Raw genomic sequence first — 19,192 nt, 5'->3', positions numbered from 1 at the left:
TTGAAAGTTACGTTACGTCACCTTTTATAATGAAGGAGAAGAGGTGATGGAGTTGATTTCAATTCAAGAACTAACGAGGGAAACAGGGGTTACAGTAAGGACGTTACGTTATTATGATCAAATCGATCTATTAAAGCCGAGTGGGAAAACTGATGGAGGACATCGGTTATATAGTGAGAGAGATGTTGTTCGTTTGCAGCAAATTTTATTTTTAAAAGAAATGGGTTTTTCATTAAAAGAGATTACGAATATGTTAGTAAAAGGTGAACTTAATTCAAAAGACTCGCTTGAAAAACAACTTAGGTTTGTACAGGAAGAACAAAAGAAATTCAATCGAATGGAACGTGTTTTACAAGCCGTTGTGTATTCGGTAGATGTGGAGGGAGAACTGGATTGGAAAGTTATGTTTGAACTCATTCAGCTTTCGAAACAGTCTCCTCGTATACGTGAAATATTCCAAAATGAATTGTTTTCAAAGGAAGAGCAAGATTTACTTCGTAATTTACCAAATATGAGTGAAGAAGATCCGAATGTATTAGATTGGGTAGATTTATTAAAGCAATTACGTAACTTTATGAAAGACGGTAAGGAAGCATCATGTGATGAGGTACAAGGCGCAACAAAGAAATTAATGCAGAAGTGTTTAGAGATGGCTAATGGTGATGAAGCATTTTTAGATAAATTGTGGGAAGTAAGAAAGTCAAAAGAAGATTCACAGAAAATGAGTATGTATCCAATTGAGGAAGAGCTTCTAGTATATATGGATGAGGCTTTTCGTATATATGACGAAAGGGAGAGGGATAAATGAGTATACTCGCAGAATATCGTTGGTATTTTTTAATTGGGGCAGAGATTGTATTTTGGTTATCAGCTATCGGATTCTTTTTACTAAGGTATGGATTTCGCTTGAAAAAGGCGAGTTTTATTATGGGGATTGTGCTACTCGTAAATGAAGTGTTTATTTTAACTTTAGGAGTAGTGGATTATTACCAAACAGGGAAGTTCTCTAATTTTCAGATCATTACTGTCATTATTTTATTATATGCGGTCTTCTACGGGAAAAAGGATTTGAAGAAGCTTGATATATTTGTACAAAAATTAGTTGCGAAATGGAGGAATGAACCAGCGCCTATTATTGAAGAACAGGTAGAATTAACAGGTATGGCCTATGCAAAGCAGGAAATGAAAAATTGGGTATTACATCTTGTTTTATTCGTTGGTGTTCATATATTCTTTTTCTTCGCGTATGGATTTATTCCATTTGAACAATGGGGCAATTGGTTAGAGTCAGGAATCGTTTTAAATAAAGCTGCAAGTCGCGTGAGCCAAGTGTGGGCTATTATTCTTTTAGCGGATACTGCAATTTCATTTTCATATGTTATTTTTCCGAAGAAGGAGAAAGGAAATAAGAAGCTACTTTCATAGAGGAAAGTAGCTTTTTTTGGTATACCAATAGTTTGTATAGGAGAGGATAACAATAGGAAAAAGAACAGGTTTTATATGTCTATTTCTCTTTAGTTTAGTAGCATGTGCACAACCTAACAGTGCAATTGATAAGAAGAATGATGTCGTTGCAAAGGGGGCAGAAATTTCTAATCTAGATAAATTCGAGAAGTTCGTTTGGAATGTGGAACAAGGGAAAGTTGATAAAATAAGAATTGTACAGTTTACACATGAAGGTGACCCGATTTTTCAAACGTTAGAGCATAGTGGGACAGATATACTTCATGTGTTAGATAATAGGAAAGATCAATTTGCTGGTGACTATAAAGGGTTACATGAAGATAGTTGTAAAAGGATTGTTAAAGAGCAGCGTGAATTAGAAACTACTTACAGATTAATAGATTTTACGAATGAAAATGGGCGCAATGGACATGACTTATTATATGTACCTAAAAAATAGGGTTAGTAGAGGAAGGAAGTATGTACTCCTTCCTTTTTCTATGTATATATTGTCGAAAATTTTACCGAATATCTGTTCGTTTTTTTTAGGTTTTTTATGAGCATTCGTGGTAAAATAATAATACAGATTTTTTATGAGGAGGTCGGATTTCACTTGGAACATCAATTTGAAATTATCTCAGAGTATTCCCCGCAAGGTGATCAGCCGGGAGCGATAGAGAAGCTTGTAGAGGGAATTAATAGTGGAAAGAAAAAGCAAGTGTTGCTTGGAGCGACAGGAACGGGTAAGACATTTACGATTTCAAATGTCATTAAAGAGGTGCAGAAGCCAACACTTGTAATGGCTCATAATAAAACGTTAGCAGGACAGTTATATAGTGAGCTGAAAGATTTCTTTCCTAACAATTCTGTTGAGTATTTTGTTAGTTATTACGATTATTATCAGCCGGAAGCGTACGTACCACATACGGATACGTTTATTGAAAAAGATGCGCAAATTAACGATGAAATTGATAAATTACGCCACTCGGCAACGTCTTCCTTATTTGAACGAGATGATGTTATTATCGTTGCGAGTGTGTCGTGCATATACGGTTTAGGTTCTCCGGAAGAATACCGCGAGTTAGTTGTTTCACTTCGAGTTGGTATGGAAAAGGACCGCAATCAATTGCTTCGTGAACTTGTTGATGTACAGTATGGACGTAATGATATTGATTTCAAGCGTGGTACATTCCGTGTGCGCGGAGATGTAGTTGAAATCTTCCCCGCATCACTTGATGAGCATTGTATTCGAATTGAATTTTTCGGGGATGAAATAGATCGTATTCGAGAAGTAAATGCATTAACGGGTGAAGTATTAGCAGAACGTGATCATGTAGCAATCTTCCCGGCATCTCACTTCGTTACACGTGAAGAAAAGCTGAAGGTCGCTGTTGAAAATATAGAAAAAGAATTAGAAGCGCGTTTAAAAGAATTAAATGATAATGGTAAATTGTTAGAAGCGCAGCGTATAGAACAGCGAACACGTTATGATTTAGAAATGATGCGTGAGATGGGTTTTTGTTCAGGGATTGAAAACTATTCCCGTCATTTAACACTTCGTCCAGCAGGTTCAACACCATATACACTTTTGGACTATTTTCCAGAGGATTTCTTAATTGTTATGGATGAGTCGCACGTATCGGTTCCGCAAGTAAGAGCGATGTATAACGGGGACCAAGCACGTAAGCAAGTGCTTGTGGAGCATGGATTCCGTCTGCCATCAGCTTTAGATAATAGACCGCTCACGTTTGATGAGTTTGAAGAGAAAACGAATCAAGTTATTTACGTTTCGGCAACGCCAGGACCGTACGAGTTAGAGCAGTCACCGGAAGTAGTAGAACAAATTATTCGTCCAACAGGGCTTTTAGATCCACCAATTGATATACGACCAATTGAAGGACAAATAGATGATTTATTAGGGGAAATCCATGACCGGATTGCGAAAAATGAACGTGTATTAATTACAACTTTAACGAAAAAAATGTCAGAGGATTTAACAGATTACTTAAAAGATGTAGGAATTAAAGTGAACTATCTTCACTCTGAAATTAAAACGTTAGAACGTATTGAAATTATTCGTGACCTTCGCCTTGGTAAGTTTGATGTACTTGTCGGTATTAACTTATTACGAGAAGGATTAGATATTCCGGAAGTATCACTTGTAGCTATTTTAGATGCTGATAAGGAAGGATTCCTACGTTCAGAGCGTTCATTAATTCAAACAATTGGTCGTGCGGCACGTAATGAAAACGGACGCGTTATTATGTACGCAGATCGCATAACGAGATCAATGGGAATTGCGATTGAAGAAACGCAGCGTCGTCGCCAGTTGCAAGAAGCTTACAATAAAGAGCATGGTATTACGCCGAAGACGATTCAAAAAGGAGTACGTGACGCTATTCGTGCGACAACAGCAGCTGAGGATACGGAAACATATGAAGCATCACCAGCTAAGAAGATGACGAAAAAAGAACGTGAAAATACAATTGCGAAGATGGAAGCAGAGATGAAGGAAGCAGCAAAAGCGTTAGATTTCGAGCGTGCAGCTGAATTAAGAGATTTACTACTAGAATTAAAAGCGGAAGGGTGAAAAGAGTGAGTAAAGATTTTATTGTTGTAAAAGGTGCTAGAGCGCATAATTTAAAAAATATTGACGTAACCATTCCGAGAAATCAACTTGTTGTTGTGACGGGATTGTCTGGTTCAGGGAAATCATCGTTAGCATTCGATACGATTTATGCAGAAGGGCAGCGTAGATACGTGGAATCTTTATCCGCGTATGCACGCCAGTTTTTAGGGCAAATGGATAAGCCGGATGTTGATACGATTGAAGGTTTATCTCCAGCGATTTCAATTGATCAAAAAACGACGAGTCGTAATCCTCGTTCAACGGTTGGAACGGTAACAGAGATTTATGATTATTTACGTTTATTATTCGCGCGAATTGGTACGCCGATTTGTCCGAATCATGGAATTGAAATTACATCACAAACAGTGGAACAGATGGTAGACCGTGTTCTTGAATATCCTGAACGTACGAAGTTGCAAGTGCTAGCGCCTATCGTGTCAGGGCGTAAAGGTACGCATGTGAAAGTATTAGAAGATATTAAGAAGCAAGGTTATGTTCGTGTGCGCGTTAATGGAGAGATGCTGGATGTATCTGAAGAGATTACTTTAGAAAAAAATAAGAAGCATTCAATTGAAGTTGTTATTGACCGTATTGTTGTGAAAGAAGGAATTGCAAGCCGTCTAGCTGATTCACTCGAAAGTGCTTTAAAGCTTGGCGGTGGCCGAGTGTTAATCGATGTAATGGGAGAAGAAGAGCTTCTATTTAGTGAACATCATGCTTGTCCGCATTGTGGTTTTTCAATCGGGGAATTAGAGCCGCGTATGTTCTCGTTTAATAGTCCGTTCGGCGCATGTCCTTCTTGTGATGGACTTGGCTCAAAGTTAGAGGTAGATTTAGAGCTTGTTATTCCGAACTGGGATTTATCATTAAATGAACATGCGATTGCTCCGTGGGAACCGACAAGTTCACAATATTACCCACAACTTTTACAATCCGTATGTAATCACTATGGCGTTGATATGGATATGCCGGTGAAAGATATACCGAAAGATTTATTCGATAAAGTGTTGTACGGAAGCGGGGAAGAGAAGGTTTATTTCCGCTATGTGAATGAATTTGGTCAAGTGAAAGAAAATGAGATTTTATTTGAAGGTGTTATTCCGAATATCGAGCGTCGTTATCGTGAGACGAGCTCGGATTATGTTCGTGAGCAAATGGAGAAATATATGGCAGAGCAAGCTTGTCCGAAGTGTAAAGGCGGACGCTTAAAGCCTGAGAGTTTAGCTGTTTTCGTTGGTGATAAAACGATTGCCGATGTAACGAAATATTCTGTTCAAGAAGTACAGGAATTCTTCTCAACTGTTGAGCTAACTGAGAAACAACAGAAAATTGCTCATTTAATTTTAAGAGAAATTCAGGAGCGCGTTGGGTTCTTAGTGAACGTCGGTTTAGATTATTTAACGTTAAGTCGTGCCGCAGGAACTTTATCAGGTGGTGAGGCGCAGCGTATTCGTTTAGCGACACAAATTGGTTCGCGCCTTACTGGTGTACTTTACATTCTTGATGAGCCTTCTATCGGTTTGCATCAGCGTGATAATGATCGTCTTATTCGTACATTGCAGGAAATGCGTGACTTAGGAAATACGTTAATCGTTGTTGAGCATGATGAAGATACGATGATGGCTGCTGATTATTTACTTGATATCGGACCTGGTGCAGGTATTCATGGTGGTCAAGTTGTATCAGCGGGTACACCAGCTGAAGTTATGCAAGACGAGAATTCATTAACAGGGAAATATTTAAGCGGTAAAGAGTTTATTCCGGTACCACTTGAGAGACGTAAAGGTGACGGACGTAAAGTGGAGATTATCGGTGCGAAAGAAAATAACTTAAAGAATGCGAAGATGTCATTCCCTCTAGGAACATTTGTAGCAGTAACAGGCGTATCTGGCTCTGGAAAAAGTACGATAATTAATGAAGTGCTATACAAATCGTTAGCTCAAAAGCTATATAAGGCGAAAGCGAAGCCAGGGGCTCATAAAGAAATTAAAGGTCTTGAGCAGTTAGATAAAGTTATTGATATTGATCAATCACCAATCGGGCGTACACCGCGTTCCAATCCAGCAACATATACGGGTGTATTTGATGATATTCGTGATGTATTTGCGCAAACGAATGAAGCGAAAGTACGTGGATATCAAAAAGGACGTTTCAGCTTTAACGTAAAGGGTGGCCGTTGTGAAGCGTGCCGCGGTGATGGAATTATTAAAATTGAAATGCATTTCTTACCAGACGTGTATGTTCCGTGTGAAGTTTGTCACGGTAAACGTTATAATCGTGAAACGTTAGAAGTGAAATATAAAGATAAGAATATTTCTGAAGTGTTAGGGATGACAATTGAAGATGGGGTAGAGTTCTTTGCTAATATCCCGAAAATTAAGCGTAAACTTCAAACGCTTGTAGATGTAGGGCTTGGTTATATGAAATTAGGACAACCAGCTACGACGTTATCAGGTGGTGAGGCGCAGCGTGTGAAATTAGCTTCTGAATTACATCGTCGTTCTACAGGGCGTACGTTATACATTTTAGATGAGCCAACGACTGGCTTACATGCACATGATATTGCACGTCTTCTAGAAGTGTTGCAACGTCTTGTTGAGAGTGGTGAGACGGTACTTGTAATTGAGCATAATTTAGATGTTATTAAAACAGCTGATTATATTATTGACCTTGGACCAGAAGGCGGAGACAAAGGCGGACAAATCGTTGCTTCCGGAACGCCAGAACAAGTAGTGAAAGAAGAACGCTCGTATACAGGTAAGTATTTAAAAGAGATTTTAGATCGTGATAAAGCAAGAATGAAAGAGAAAATAAAAGAAGTAGAGTTATCGCAATAAGTTTATTTATGAAAACCGAGTGGGAAGTACACTCGGTTTTTATTTCATAGGGGGATAAAATGGAGTTTTTAGATGTTTTGAGAAAGAAAAATATGAAGGTGAGAGAGTTTCAAAAGTGGGGAATATACTTTAGAAAACGCTGGGAGGATAACTTTGCGAATCATTTGAGTTATGAAGAGAAAGAAGAGATTCATTTGTACGGGGATAAATATAGCTGTGGTTATTTGTGGCACATATTTAGTTATGAAAAGAAGAAATGTTTAGAAGGTGAAGCAGCAGAGAGAGCGTTTCATAATGAAGTGAAAAAGGATTGTTACATATTCTAACCCGCATTAACGGACAGTAAGATTCCCACCTCAAAACTTGGCTGATGCAAAGAAGTAAGGTGGGAGATCAACTGTCCGTAAAAGCCCGATTGGTTCAACTAGTAATCAGCGGGGGATGAACAAAACCCCGCTGATTAAAGTTTCACTTTATCAACATTGTGATGATGTACTGCTAATAAAGGATGCAAGTTTATTACATATGGAGGATATATTACGAGAGACAGACGATGCGTATAAAGGTGATATCTATATTGTAGACAAAGACTTTACTTGGACCTTTGTGAAAACGCACGAACATAGATGGTGCGGTCCTTATTTTACTAGGAAATGTTAGTAGGTATACAAGCGTAAAGAATAGAATAAGTTGGTATAAGTATTTGTATGATACTTGCGTTTATTATCTATTAGCGTATGATGAAATATATATGTTAAAAGGATGTGTAACGAAATGAGATGGATTGTATCACTTCTTGTAAATAGCGTTGTGTTAATTGCTGTGTCCGGACTTTTAAAAGGGGTTGCACCAGACGCATTTTACATAGCAAATATACAAACTGCAATTATTGCGAGTATTATATTGGCGATTTTAAACGTATTTGTAAAGCCGCTTTTAATTTTAATTACGCTACCAATTACTCTTGTAACTTTCGGTTTCTTCTTAATTGTTATTAATGCGATTACGTTAAAGATGACGGATTCATTATTAGGGGACGCCTTTAATATATCTGGATTTGGTGTAGCGATTGTTGCGGCAATTTGTATTTCGATTTTTAATATGATAATTGAAAAAGTAATTGTTGAACCATTACATGAAAAAAAGAGAAAATGACAAAAAGAAAAACATTTCATGATTCATATGAAATGTTTTTTTCTATTTATTAGAAACCATGTTTCTTGTTCCCAGAAAAAAATGGTACAATATCCGATAGAATGGAATTTTACATCAAATGAGACTGAACCCGCAGCGGAGTGGAGGTTTATACATATGCCGAAAGTAAGGACAAAAGATTTAATTGAACAATTTCAATTGGAGTTAGTAAGTGGTGAAGAAGGGATCCATCGTCCGATTGATACGAGTGATTTATCACGACCTGGAATTGAAATGGCAGGATTTTTTACATATTATCCAGCTGATCGTGTGCAGCTTCTTGGAAAAACGGAGCTTACGTTCTTTGATACGTTAACGACAGAGCAAAAGCAAGAGAGAATGAAAGCGCTTTGTACTGAAGAGACGCCTTGTATTATTGTAACTCGTAATCAAGATGTACCGGATGAGTTATTACAAGCATCACGTAAATCAGGCGTGCCTTTATTACGTTCTGCTCAAACGACGACGAGATTATCAAGTCGTTTAACAAACTACTTAGAAGGTAAGTTAGCGCCAACAACAGCTGTTCATGGTGTGTTAGTAGATATTTATGGCGTTGGTGTTTTAATTACAGGTCAAAGTGGTGTCGGGAAAAGTGAGACAGCACTTGAACTTGTAAAGCGTGGTCACCGCCTTGTTGCGGATGATAGCGTAGAAATTCGTCAAGAAGATGAAGACACATTAGTAGGAAGCTCACCTGATTTAATTGAGCATTTATTAGAAATTCGTGGTCTAGGTATCATTAACGTAATGACGTTATTCGGTGCAGGGGCAGTACGAAATTATAAACGTATTACGCTTGTTATTAATCTTGAAATTTGGGATCAAAAGAAAAATTATGATCGCTTAGGTCTTGATGAAGAGAAGATGAAGATTATTGATACAGAACTTACGAAGATTACACTTCCAGTTCGTCCTGGTCGAAACTTGGCTGTTATTATTGAAGTAGCAGCGATGAACTTCAGATTAAAACGTATGGGAGTCAATGCGGCACAGCAGTTCTCTGAACGATTAATGAGTGCGATTGAGTTAGGAAATCAAGAGTAGACTCTGGAGAGGGAGGTCATATATATGCTGTTAGGTTCTGTACCACAGCTTGACCGTGTAGCAGTCCAACTTGGACCGTTCCCTGTTTATTGGTATGGGGTTATTATCGGTACAGGTGTGCTATTAGGTCTTTGGCTAGCAACTCGCGAGGGAGAAAGGCTTGGTATTCACAAAGATACATTTATTGATCTTGTATTAATTGCAGTACCAATTGCGATTCTTTTTGCGAGAATGTATTATGTCATTTTTGAATGGGAATATTATTCGCAAAATCCGAGTCAAATTATTAATATTCGTCAAGGTGGTTTGGCGATTCATGGTGGTTTAATCGGGGCTGTTATTACAGGAATCCTTTTTGCGAAACGACGCGGGCTTTCATTCTGGAAGTTAGCGGATATTGCTGCGCCGAGTATTTTATTAGGACAAGCAATTGGCCGATGGGGAAACTTTATGAACCAAGAGGCGCATGGTGATGAAGTAACGAGACAGTTTTTAGAAGGTCTTCATTTACCAGATTTCATTATTAATCAAATGTACATTGATGGTGTGTATTATCACCCAACGTTTTTATATGAATCATTATGGAACTTTGCAGGTGTTATTTTACTACTCGCGTTACGAAAAGTGAATTTACGCCGTGGTGAATTATTCTTCACATATTTAATTTGGTATTCAGTGGGACGCTTCTTCGTAGAAGGTTTGCGTACAGATAGTTTAATGTTAGGACCACTTCGTATTGCACAAGTAATGTCTATTGGAATTGTTGTTATTTCTATCATTTTCATTATTGTGAGACGAAAAATGGGGCAAGCTGATAAAAGATATTTAGAAAATTAGAGAAAAGTAGCATCTTATATAAGATGCTGCTTCTTTCATATTCAGGTAATGAAAGGATTAAGGACGATGAAAATAAATACAGTGTTATTTGATTTAGATGGAACGTTAATTAATACAAATGAACTTATTATCTCTTCTTTTTTACATACGTTAAATCACTATTATTCTAATCAGTATAAGCGTGAAGATGTATTGCCATTTATCGGTCCATCTTTGCATGACACTTTTAGTAAGATTGATGCAAGCAAGGTTGAAGAGATGATTACATGTTATCGCCAATTTAATCATGAGCATCATGATGAATTAGTGGAAGAATATGAAACTGTATATGAAACGGTTCAAGAATTGAAGAAGCAAGGTTATAAAATCGGCATCGTTACAACGAAAGCGAGACAGACGGTTGAAATGGGATTAAAGCTTTCAAAACTTGATCAGTTTTTTGATGTTGTCGTGACGATTGATGATGTGGAACATGTGAAACCACATCCAGAACCACTTCAAAAAGCACTCGAATTATTAGATGCAAAGCCAGAAGAAACATTGATGGTTGGTGATAATCATCATGATATCGTCGGTGGACAAAATGCAGGTACGAAAACAGTAGCGGTTTCATGGACATTGAAAGGTAGAGCATATTTAGAAGCGTATAAACCAGATTATGTGCTAGATAAAATGAGTGATTTACTACCGATTTTGTCCCGTATTAACGGGTAGTAAGATTCCTGCCTGTAAATGCTTGATTGATGAGAGTTAGTAATCAGAGGGGAAAAGGGTTCCTATCGGTTAAAGTGTCACTTTATATAAGTAGAGGAGAGAGTTCAGTGCGACGGACAACGCGCTATCCTGTTTCAGGAGAAAATTCATTGTGGAATGTGTATAAAACAGTTTCTTTTTGGAAGGTAATGAAAAACTTTATTATCATCCAAATCGCACGTTACACGCCATTTTTATCCGTGAAGAATTGGTTATATCGCACGTTTTTACGGATGGAAGTAGGAAAGAAAACGTCGTTTGCACTTATGGTAATGCCAGATATTATGTTTCCAGAAAAGATTACTGTGGGAGACAATTCAATTATCGGCTATAATACAACGCTTTTAGCGCATGAATATTTAATTCGTGAGTATCGACTCGGAGAAATCGTCATAGGGAATGAAGTTATGATTGGAGCGAATACGACAATTTTACCTGGTGTGACAATTGGAGATGGTGCTATCGTTTCTGCAGGCACACTTGTCCATAAAGATGTACCAGGCGGCGCTTTCGTAGGCGGAAATCCGATGCGTATTATTTATACGAAAGAGGAAATGGCCACTAGAGAAGGTTGATGTTAAAAATGTAACATTTCTCTTCTCTTTTTATGAATAAAAAGGAAATAATTGATTATAATATACTGTTTTGTTTTTTACGGAATCGTTTATACTTATAGATAGAAGAATGTGTGAACGAAGAAAACAAAAAACTGGAGGATATATGGGGAAAAATCAAAGAATATATAAGGAGAACGGACAAGTTATCTCTTTTAATCAGTTAGCGGACTTCTTTTATAAAAAAGGGATGAGGGCTTATAAAGGGCAAAAATTGCAAGATGCAATTAAATATTTTCGAAGAGCGTCACAAAGCGAGAAGGAGCCGTTTATTTTATGCCAACTAGCAATAGCATTATCTGAATCTGGTGAATATCAAGAGTCGAATCAGATATTTCTAAAGCTTGTTAGATCCAATCCGGAACTTGAGCAATGCTATTATTTTATTTCAAATAATTATGCATATATGGGCTTGTTTCAACAGGCGAAGAAGTATGCAGAGCGATATTTAGAAGTTGCGGAAGAGAAAGAATTCGTAGAAGATACATTAGAATTGCTTGAGATTATGGAAGAAGAAGCAATGGGTGCGGAAGAGATTGAGGATGAAGATGAGCTAATTGTTATGCAAGAAGAAGCGAACCGATACATTCGTAACGGACAATTAGAAGAGGCGATTGCTACACTAGAAGTTGTTACGAAAGAATATCCAGAATTTTGGTCGGGCCATAATAATTTAGCGATTGCACATTTTCAATCAGGTAATGTAGATCAAGCGCTTAAGTTAACAGAAATGATTTTAGAGAAAAGTCCTGGTAATATGCATGCGCTTTGTAATACGCTTATTTTTCTATATTCAATTGGAGAGCATAAGCAAGTAGAGTCATTAGCAGGGCAGTTAGTTTCGGTATATCCAATTTCATTTGAGCATCGTTTGAAACTTGGAACAACGCTTGCAACAATTGGTCATTTTGAACCTGCATATAAATGGTTCAAAGTATTAAAGCGTCAAGGGTACGAAGGAGACGTTAGTTTTTATTACTGGTTTGCATACTCTGCGTATATGGTGAAGGAACAGCAAGTAGCTGAAAAAATGTGGCAACATGTTGTAGAATTGCATCCTGATAAAAAAGGAAAAGAACCGTGGAATGCACTGAATTTAGCAGATGAAGGACAAAATCTTTTATTTGAAGAGTTACGAAAATCATTTCAGAAAAGTACGACGCTAGAAGAGAAAATGCTAGCTTTATATTTAATGAATGAATTGTCAACACCAGAGAAGGTTGGATTCTTCTTTGATGTAACGCAAGCGAAAAATGGTGTTCCAATCGTATCGCAACTTGCAAAATATTTCTTTTTACTTAATAGTCATAAAAGCATCCCAGCTGATTTACAGCAATTTGAACAGTGCGTACGAATCGCGGATGCATTATACAATTATACGAAAAAAGACGATGAATTAATCGAAGAGAGTTTAAATTTTTGGTTTTGTACGTTCATACGTTTATATACATCTGGAGCGACTTTTACAAATGTGTACGGTTGGTCAGCGGCAATTGAATATATTGTGCGCGGCGAACAAAGAAATAAGATGACACAGGCAGAGCTTGGTGATGTATATAATGTATCTGTAGCGACTGTACGAAAGTATGTGCAGGCTGTTAAGCGCACGCACACTTAGGATAGGCAAATCATTGGGAAAAAAATGATGCTAACAGTATAATGAGGGTAACTTAATGTGTATGAATGAATGGGAGTGAATAGTGTGTCAGAAGAAAAAATTTATGATGTCATTATTATTGGTGCAGGACCAGCTGGTATGACAGCTGCGGTATATACATCTCGTGCGAATTTAAGCACACTGATGCTTGAGCGTGGTATTCCAGGTGGACAAATGGCAAATACAGAAGATGTAGAGAACTATCCAGGTTATGAGTCTATTTTAGGACCAGACTTATCAAATAAAATGTTTGAGCATGCGAAGAAATTTGGTGCTGAATATGCATACGGTGATGTGAAAGCAATCATCGATGGTAAAGAGTACAAAACAATTATTGCTGGTAAAAAAGAATATAAAGCACGTGCAATTATCGTTGCAAGCGGTGCAGAGTATAAAAAAATTGGTGTGCCAGGTGAAACAGAACTTGGCGGCCGCGGTGTATCGTATTGTGCAGTATGTGATGGTGCATTCTTTAAAGGGAAAGAACTTGTTGTTATTGGCGGCGGAGATTCTGCTGTTGAAGAGGGTGTGTTCTTAACACGCTTCGCATCAAAAGTAACAATCGTTCACCGTCGTGACACTCTTCGTGCGCAGAAAATTTTACAAGATCGTGCTTTCCAAAATGAGAAAGTAGATTTCATTTGGAATCACACTATAAAAGAAATTAACGATGCAAATGGTAAAGTAGGAAGCGTAACACTTGTAGATGTAAACAGCGGAGAAGAACAAGAAGTTAAAACTGACGGCGTTTTCATATACATCGGTATGCTACCACTATCAAAACCGTTTGTTGAGCTAGGTATTACAAATGAAAATGGTTATGTTGAAACGAACGAGCGTATGGAAACGAAAGTTCCTGGTATTTTCGCAGCTGGTGATGTTCGTGAAAAAATGCTTCGTCAAATTGTAACTGCAACAGGCGATGGTAGTATTGCAGCGCAGAGTGCACAGCACTACGTAGAAGAGTTATTAGAAGAATTAAAAACTGTAACAGAAAAATAAGGGGTAATATACCTTTTGAGAAGAAAGCTACCGATAGGAGCTTTCTTTTTTTGTGAAAATGTCAAAGTTTTGTAAAAAACAATTAGGATTATAAGATTTCTTATTGATATACTGGACTTTACGGAAAAAATCACTATAAGAAATGAGGAATTTATTCAGTATGGAATGGCGTAATATATATCGTGGATTTTGTATGGGCGTTAGTGATTTAATTCCTGGTGTGAGCGGCGGAACAATCGCTGTTGTGTTAGGGATTTATGAACAATTGCTCGCAGCAATTAGCGGATTCTTTAGTCGCGAATGGAAAAAACATTTAGCGTTTTTAATCCCACTTGCAGCTGGTGTAGCGGCAGCTTTTCTAACGTTAAGTCACGTTATTAAATATTTATTAGCAAATCATTACGAACCGACTCAATTCTTCTTCCTCGGTTTAATTATTAGTATATTACCGATGTTAATGAGAGAAGCTGATGCAAAGGCAACGTTTAAAGGCAGCCATATCGTCCTGTTAATAATTGCAGCAATTCTTGTTGCAATAACAGCATTCTTTAAACCAGATAAGGCAGCTGATCCGATTACGACGTTAACAATTTTAAATGCAATTGGTTTATTTTTCGCAGGATGGATGGCTAGTATGGCTATGCTTCTTCCTGGAATTAGTGGATCGTTTATTTTATTAATTATTGGTGTGTATCCAACAGCAATTAACGCTTTAACTACACTCAATTTACCGTTAATCCTGGTTATCGGTGCCGGCGTGATGGCCGGATTTGTTGTAAGTAGTAAAGGAATTAGTTATTTGTTAGATCGTTATAAAAGTATGACATTTGCGGCAATTATTGGGCTCGTTATCGGGTCGATTGTCATTGTGTTCCCTGGCATTCCGACCGGTGGCATTTCAATTGTAAGTTCAATTATTACTTTTATTTTAGGATTTGCGGTTGTTACTTATTTCGGTAAGAAATAAGTGTTTTAATCCCCTTAACGATTTTTATCGTTAAGGGGATTTTTATGTACTGTTCATGGGAAGTAAGGTATTTGGATTGCTTGTTATAGAAAGATTTTTTACAATTGCTTAGCGAAAGGGGACTGGCACCTTCGTTGTAGCAAACTGTTTTTGATAGTATAATGAAATGAGTATGCAGTGAGAAATTTTGCTGCAAGTAGCTGAGGTGAAGAAACATGCAAAGAGTGACAAACTGTGTGTTAATTAGAGATAATGAAGTACTCTTACTCCAAAAACCTCGCCGGAATTGGTGGGTTGCACCGGGCGGGAAAATGGAACGTGGTGAGACGGTAAGAGATTCCGTTGTTCGCGAGTATCGTGAAGAAACAGGTATTTATTTAAAGAACCCAGCGTTAAAAGGGGTCTTCACCTTTGTCATCCAAGAAGGTGATAAAGTTGTTTCTGAATGGATGATGTTCTCCTTCTTAGCAACAGATTTTGCAGGAGAAAACAAATTAGAGAGCGAAGAAGGCATCATTGGTTGGCATACATTTGATAAAATTGATGATTTAGCAATGGCACCAGGAGATTATCACATTATTGATTATTTAATTAAAGGGAATGGTATAATCTACGGTACATTTGTATATACCCCAGATTTTGAGTTGCTTTCATATCGATTAGATCCGAGTTAAACCTTCAAGGAGAGGATACGATGACAGAGAATAATGATATAAAAATGGTAATTATTACAGGGATGTCTGGAGCTGGAAAAACGGTAGCGTTACAAAGTTTTGAAGATTTAGGATATTTTTGTGTAGATAATTTACCACCGATGTTATTGCCGAAATTTATTGAACTTATGGCAGATTCAAAAGGTAAAATGAATAAAGTAGCGCTCGGTATTGATTTACGTGGCCGAGAGTTTTTTGAATATTTATGGGGAGCACTTGATGATTTATCAGAACGTACATGGATTATTCCTCATATTTTATTTTTAGATGCGAAAGATAGCACACTTGTAACTCGTTATAAAGAAACGAGACGTTCGCATCCACTTGCGCCAACTGGCTTGCCGTTAAAGGGAATTGAAGCTGAGCGTGGTCTATTAACTGATATGAAGGCGCGAGCGAATATTGTGCTTGATACATCTGATTTGAAACCGAAAGAATTACGAGAGAAAATTGTTCACTTATTCTCAACAGAAACTGAGCAAGCATTCCGTGTAAATGTTATGTCGTTTGGATTTAAGTACGGAATTCCAATTGATGCTGATTTAGTATTTGATGTTCGTTTTTTACCAAATCCATATTATATTCCACATATGAAGCCGTTAACAGGACTAGATGAAGAAGTTTCGTCTTATGTGTTGAAATTTAATGAAACACATAAGTTTTTAGAGAAATTGACGGACCTTATCACTTTCATGCTGCCTCATTATAAAAGAGAAGGCAAGAGTCAACTTGTAATTGCAATTGGATGTACAGGTGGACAACATCGTTCTGTTACGCTTACAGAATACCTTGGGAAACATTTGAAACCAGAGTATAGCGTTCATGTATCTCATCGTGATGTGGAGAAGAGAAAGGGCCATTAAGGGATGAAAAAAGAGAGAAAACCAAAAATTGTCATCATGGGAGGCGGTACTGGACTCTCTGTTTTATTACGAGGATTAAAGCAATATCCTGTTGATATTACAGCAGTTGTTACAATCGCTGATGATGGTGGCAGTTCAGGTAGATTACGTGATGAACTAGAAATTCCACCCCCAGGTGACATTCGTAACGTACTTGTTGCGTTATCGGATGTAGAACCACTGGTGGAAGCTTTATTTCAACATCGTTTCACAACAGGAGACGGACTGAAAGGTCATGCGTTAGGAAATTTACTATTGGCAGGTATGACCTCGATTACAGGCGACTTTTACCACGCGATTACGGAAACGAGTAAAGTATTAAATGTTAGAGGACGTGTATTGCCAGCAGCGAATCAAAGTGCGGTACTTCATGCAGAACTAGAAGATGGAGAAATTGTAACAGGTGAATCAAAGATCCCTTATTTCGGGAAGAAGATTAATCGTGTCTTTTTAACTCCAGAAGATGTAGAGCCGTTATATGAAACGTTGATGGAAATTAAACGAGCTGATTTGCTTGTTTTCGGTCCAGGAAGTCTGTACACGAGTATATTACCGAATTTAGTTGTTAACAAAATTGGGGACGCTGTTCTTGCTGCAAAAGCGAAGAAGGTATATGTATGTAATGTTATGACACAAGCGGGTGAAACGATGGGCTATACTGCGTTTGACCATGTGCAGGCGTTACATGATCATTTAGGTAAACCGTTTATCGACACTGCGATTGTAAATAATCGTGATATTCCTCGTGAATTACGTAAGTTATATGAGGAAGAAATGTCGGAACCAGTTGCACTGGATACAGATCGTTTTGCTGAACATAATATCGAAATCATTCAAGATCGATTAGCGAAATATGATGATCGTGTTGTAAGACATGATACATTAAAGTTAGCTTCTATTTTATATTCATTGTTATAAATGTGCGTTGCCTCGTTTGAGGTAACGCTCCTCATTCATATAGGACAAGATTTTTGTTCCAAAGTAATAGTATAAGGAGGTGTTGACTGTGTCATTTGCATCAGAAACAAAGAAAGAGTTGACCAACCTTGAAATGAAGGAATGCTGTGAGAAATCAGAATTATCGGCGTTGCTTCGAATGAACGGATCGCTTTCTTTTTCAAACCGTCGCCTATCTATCGATATTCAAACGGAAAATGCAGCAATTGCAAGAAGGATTTATACGCTTTTGAAAAAAGGATATGATGTGACGGTAGAATTACTTGTTCGTAAAAAAATGCGATTGAAGAAAAATAATGTATATATAGTGCGGCTTGTTGAGAAGTCTCGCGATATATTAGCAGATCTTCATATTATTCGAGATGATTTCTCATTGATTCGAAATATATCGCAGGAATTAATCGAGAAGAAATGTTGTAAACGATCGTATTTACGCGGTGCATTTTTAGCAGGTGGTTCGGTAAATAACCCAGAAACATCATCTTATCATTTAGAAATCTTTTCGTTATATAAGGAACATAATGATTCTATATGTGAACTGATGAACGGATTTGATTTAAATAGTAAGACGTTGGAAAGAAGAAAAGGGTACATTACGTATTTGAAAGAAGCTGAGAAAATTACAGAGTTTTTAAATATTATAGGTGCTCATAATGCACTTTTAAGATTTGAAGATATTCGAATTGTTCGCGATATGCGTAATTCAGTAAATCGTTTAGTTAACTGCGAAACAGCTAATTTAAATAAAACAATTGGTGCAGCGCTAAGGCAAATTGAGAACATCCGCTATATTGATGAGACGGTTGGGCTTGATATTTTGCCAGATAAATTAAGAGAAATTGCACAGTTACGAAGAGATTATCAAGATGTAACATTGAAAGAGTTAGGTGAGATGGTATCCGGGGGGAAAATTAGTAAATCGGGTATTAATCATCGTTTGCGTAAAATCGATGAAATTGCAGAGAAATTACGCGCGGGGGAAACAGTAGCAAAAAAATAAGAGGTTAAAGGGGAAATGGAGCTGTGGTTCAAAAAGTGGTTAAAGTTGCATTAAAAAACGGCTTACAAGCACGTCCGGCTGCGTTGTTTGTACAAGAGGCAAATCGCTTTCATTCTGATATTTTCATTGAGAAAGATGGAAAGACAGTTAATGCAAAGAGCATAATGGGGATTATGAGCTTAGCAATCGGAACTGGTAGCATGATTACAATCACAACAGAAGGTTCAGATGCAGAAGAGGCTTTGGAAGCATTAGCTGCATATGTACAATAAAAGGCTATCGCGAATGTGCGATAGTTTTTTTGTTTTTCTGTTTGTGGGCAGCATGGTTGGTGTGGGGTAACGAATGATAGGTGGAGTATGTAGCTGGTTCACGCTTGTTGAAACGCGATAAATTTAAAAAATCGCCGATATATTTGATTGGATACTAAGTGGGGTATGCGCTGCCCTTGTACATAATAAAAAAAGCGCCCTGTTGACAGGGCGCTTCCGCTTTTAAGTATATCTAGCTCTAGCGGCTAGAATCTCCGGTCGTTTCACCCCTTCATTCGAGGCAAAAAGCGCCTCGGAATCAGGGGCTTAGGCGCCCTGCGATTCTGAACGAGCCGCTTCCGCTTTAAATGTATCCAGCTCCGGCGGCA

At 37.7% G+C, this 19,192-nt stretch carries 18 protein-coding genes and 2 pseudogenes; all 20 read left to right on the top strand.

Annotation, left to right across the window (positions count from 1 at the left end):
- Positions 1-46 precede the first annotated feature (46 nt).
- The 20 genes and pseudogenes from ACFVQC_RS16745 (at position 47) to ACFVQC_RS16650 (ending at position 18,824) form a co-directional block, all read left to right on the top strand.
- Complete coding sequence (locus ACFVQC_RS16745) at positions 47-808, top strand: MerR family transcriptional regulator (protein ID WP_377898727.1); 762 nt, start codon at positions 47-49, stop codon at positions 806-808.
- Positions 805-1,425, top strand: a complete 621-nt coding sequence (locus tag ACFVQC_RS16740; protein WP_377898726.1) for a hypothetical protein — start codon at positions 805-807, stop codon at positions 1,423-1,425. The genes ACFVQC_RS16745 and ACFVQC_RS16740 overlap by 4 nt, the downstream gene beginning before the upstream one ends.
- 46 nt (positions 1,426-1,471) lie before the next feature.
- A complete protein-coding gene (locus ACFVQC_RS16735; RefSeq protein WP_377898863.1) occupies positions 1,472-1,903 on the top strand; it encodes a DUF4362 domain-containing protein in 432 nt (143 codons plus the stop codon).
- Positions 1,904-2,056: 153 nt separating this feature from the next.
- Entirely contained in the window at positions 2,057-4,033 is a 1,977-nt protein-coding gene (gene uvrB, locus ACFVQC_RS16730; protein WP_002144888.1) for an excinuclease ABC subunit B, read from the top strand.
- 5 nt (positions 4,034-4,038) lie between these two features.
- Positions 4,039-6,909 (top strand): excinuclease ABC subunit UvrA, encoded by a 2,871-nt coding sequence (uvrA, locus tag ACFVQC_RS16725; protein WP_377898725.1) that lies wholly within the window; start codon positions 4,039-4,041, stop codon positions 6,907-6,909.
- A 59-nt stretch (positions 6,910-6,968) separates the two neighbouring features.
- A pseudogene (locus ACFVQC_RS16720) lies at positions 6,969-7,232 on the top strand (DUF4275 family protein); the annotation flags it as partial.
- Positions 7,233-7,383: 151 nt separating this feature from the next.
- Positions 7,384-7,569: pseudogene (locus ACFVQC_RS16715) on the top strand (DUF4275 family protein); the annotation flags it as partial.
- 114 nt (positions 7,570-7,683) lie between these two features.
- A complete protein-coding gene (locus ACFVQC_RS16710; protein WP_002089574.1) occupies positions 7,684-8,064 on the top strand; it encodes a phage holin family protein in 381 nt (126 codons plus the stop codon).
- A gap of 156 nt (positions 8,065-8,220) precedes the next feature.
- Positions 8,221-9,150, top strand: a complete 930-nt coding sequence (gene hprK, locus ACFVQC_RS16705) for an HPr(Ser) kinase/phosphatase (protein WP_219920833.1) — start codon at positions 8,221-8,223, stop codon at positions 9,148-9,150.
- A 24-nt stretch (positions 9,151-9,174) separates the two neighbouring features.
- Complete coding sequence (gene lgt / locus ACFVQC_RS16700) at positions 9,175-9,987, top strand: prolipoprotein diacylglyceryl transferase (RefSeq protein ID WP_002144893.1); 813 nt, start codon at positions 9,175-9,177, stop codon at positions 9,985-9,987.
- A gap of 66 nt (positions 9,988-10,053) precedes the next feature.
- The gene (gene ppaX / locus ACFVQC_RS16695) at positions 10,054-10,701 is read left to right on the top strand and encodes a pyrophosphatase PpaX (RefSeq protein ID WP_002112826.1); all 648 of its coding nucleotides are present in this window, start codon (positions 10,054-10,056) and stop codon (positions 10,699-10,701) included.
- 107 nt (positions 10,702-10,808) lie between these two features.
- Positions 10,809-11,315 (top strand): acyltransferase, encoded by a 507-nt coding sequence (locus ACFVQC_RS16690; RefSeq protein ID WP_002139159.1) that lies wholly within the window; start codon positions 10,809-10,811, stop codon positions 11,313-11,315.
- Positions 11,316-11,460: 145 nt separating this feature from the next.
- The gene (locus ACFVQC_RS16685) at positions 11,461-12,972 is read left to right on the top strand and encodes a tetratricopeptide repeat protein (RefSeq protein ID WP_377898724.1); all 1,512 of its coding nucleotides are present in this window, start codon (positions 11,461-11,463) and stop codon (positions 12,970-12,972) included.
- An 84-nt stretch (positions 12,973-13,056) separates the two neighbouring features.
- Positions 13,057-14,013, top strand: coding sequence for a thioredoxin-disulfide reductase (gene trxB, locus ACFVQC_RS16680; protein ID WP_219920830.1), 957 nt, complete (start codon positions 13,057-13,059; stop codon positions 14,011-14,013).
- A gap of 160 nt (positions 14,014-14,173) precedes the next feature.
- Positions 14,174-14,980, top strand: coding sequence for a DUF368 domain-containing protein (locus tag ACFVQC_RS16675; protein WP_002144898.1), 807 nt, complete (start codon positions 14,174-14,176; stop codon positions 14,978-14,980).
- A gap of 215 nt (positions 14,981-15,195) precedes the next feature.
- The gene (locus ACFVQC_RS16670) at positions 15,196-15,654 is read left to right on the top strand and encodes an NUDIX hydrolase (RefSeq protein WP_001190080.1); all 459 of its coding nucleotides are present in this window, start codon (positions 15,196-15,198) and stop codon (positions 15,652-15,654) included.
- A 20-nt stretch (positions 15,655-15,674) separates the two neighbouring features.
- Positions 15,675-16,556 carry an RNase adapter RapZ gene (gene rapZ, locus ACFVQC_RS16665; protein WP_002016084.1) on the top strand — a complete coding sequence of 294 codons (882 nt, stop codon included), beginning with the start codon at positions 15,675-15,677 and terminating at the stop codon, positions 16,554-16,556.
- Between the two features lie 3 nt (positions 16,557-16,559).
- Positions 16,560-17,513, top strand: a complete 954-nt coding sequence (locus ACFVQC_RS16660; protein WP_377898723.1) for a gluconeogenesis factor YvcK family protein — start codon at positions 16,560-16,562, stop codon at positions 17,511-17,513.
- An 88-nt stretch (positions 17,514-17,601) separates the two neighbouring features.
- The gene (gene whiA / locus ACFVQC_RS16655; protein ID WP_377898722.1) at positions 17,602-18,552 is read left to right on the top strand and encodes a DNA-binding protein WhiA; all 951 of its coding nucleotides are present in this window, start codon (positions 17,602-17,604) and stop codon (positions 18,550-18,552) included.
- Between the two features lie 23 nt (positions 18,553-18,575).
- On the top strand, positions 18,576-18,824 hold the full coding sequence (locus tag ACFVQC_RS16650; protein WP_002144903.1) for an HPr family phosphocarrier protein: 249 nt from the start codon (positions 18,576-18,578) through the stop codon (positions 18,822-18,824).
- Positions 18,825-19,192: the final 368 nt, after the last annotated feature.

This window comes from Bacillus sp. NPDC057893 (genome assembly GCF_042796455.1).
Lineage (GTDB): Bacteria > Bacillota > Bacilli > Bacillales > Bacillaceae_G > Bacillus_A.
This window is presented reverse-complemented; position numbering and strand designations above follow the sequence as displayed.

What these genes read in the sequence shown, in the direction of transcription:
- ACFVQC_RS16745 (WP_377898727.1), top strand. Translation starts at nt 47, where the DNA reads ATGGAGTTGATTTCAATTCAAGAACTAACGAGGGAAACAGGGGTTACA.
- ACFVQC_RS16740 (WP_377898726.1), top strand. Translation starts at nt 805, where the DNA reads ATGAGTATACTCGCAGAATATCGTTGGTATTTTTTAATTGGGGCAGAG.
- ACFVQC_RS16710 (WP_002089574.1), top strand. Translation starts at nt 7,684, where the DNA reads ATGAGATGGATTGTATCACTTCTTGTAAATAGCGTTGTGTTAATTGCT.
- hprK (WP_219920833.1), top strand. Translation starts at nt 8,221, where the DNA reads ATGCCGAAAGTAAGGACAAAAGATTTAATTGAACAATTTCAATTGGAG.
- lgt (WP_002144893.1), top strand. Translation starts at nt 9,175, where the DNA reads ATGCTGTTAGGTTCTGTACCACAGCTTGACCGTGTAGCAGTCCAACTT.
- ppaX (WP_002112826.1), top strand. Translation starts at nt 10,054, where the DNA reads ATGAAAATAAATACAGTGTTATTTGATTTAGATGGAACGTTAATTAAT.
- ACFVQC_RS16685 (WP_377898724.1), top strand. Translation starts at nt 11,461, where the DNA reads ATGGGGAAAAATCAAAGAATATATAAGGAGAACGGACAAGTTATCTCT.
- ACFVQC_RS16675 (WP_002144898.1), top strand. Translation starts at nt 14,174, where the DNA reads ATGGAATGGCGTAATATATATCGTGGATTTTGTATGGGCGTTAGTGAT.
- ACFVQC_RS16670 (WP_001190080.1), top strand. Translation starts at nt 15,196, where the DNA reads ATGCAAAGAGTGACAAACTGTGTGTTAATTAGAGATAATGAAGTACTC.
- rapZ (WP_002016084.1), top strand. Translation starts at nt 15,675, where the DNA reads ATGACAGAGAATAATGATATAAAAATGGTAATTATTACAGGGATGTCT.
- ACFVQC_RS16660 (WP_377898723.1), top strand. Translation starts at nt 16,560, where the DNA reads ATGAAAAAAGAGAGAAAACCAAAAATTGTCATCATGGGAGGCGGTACT.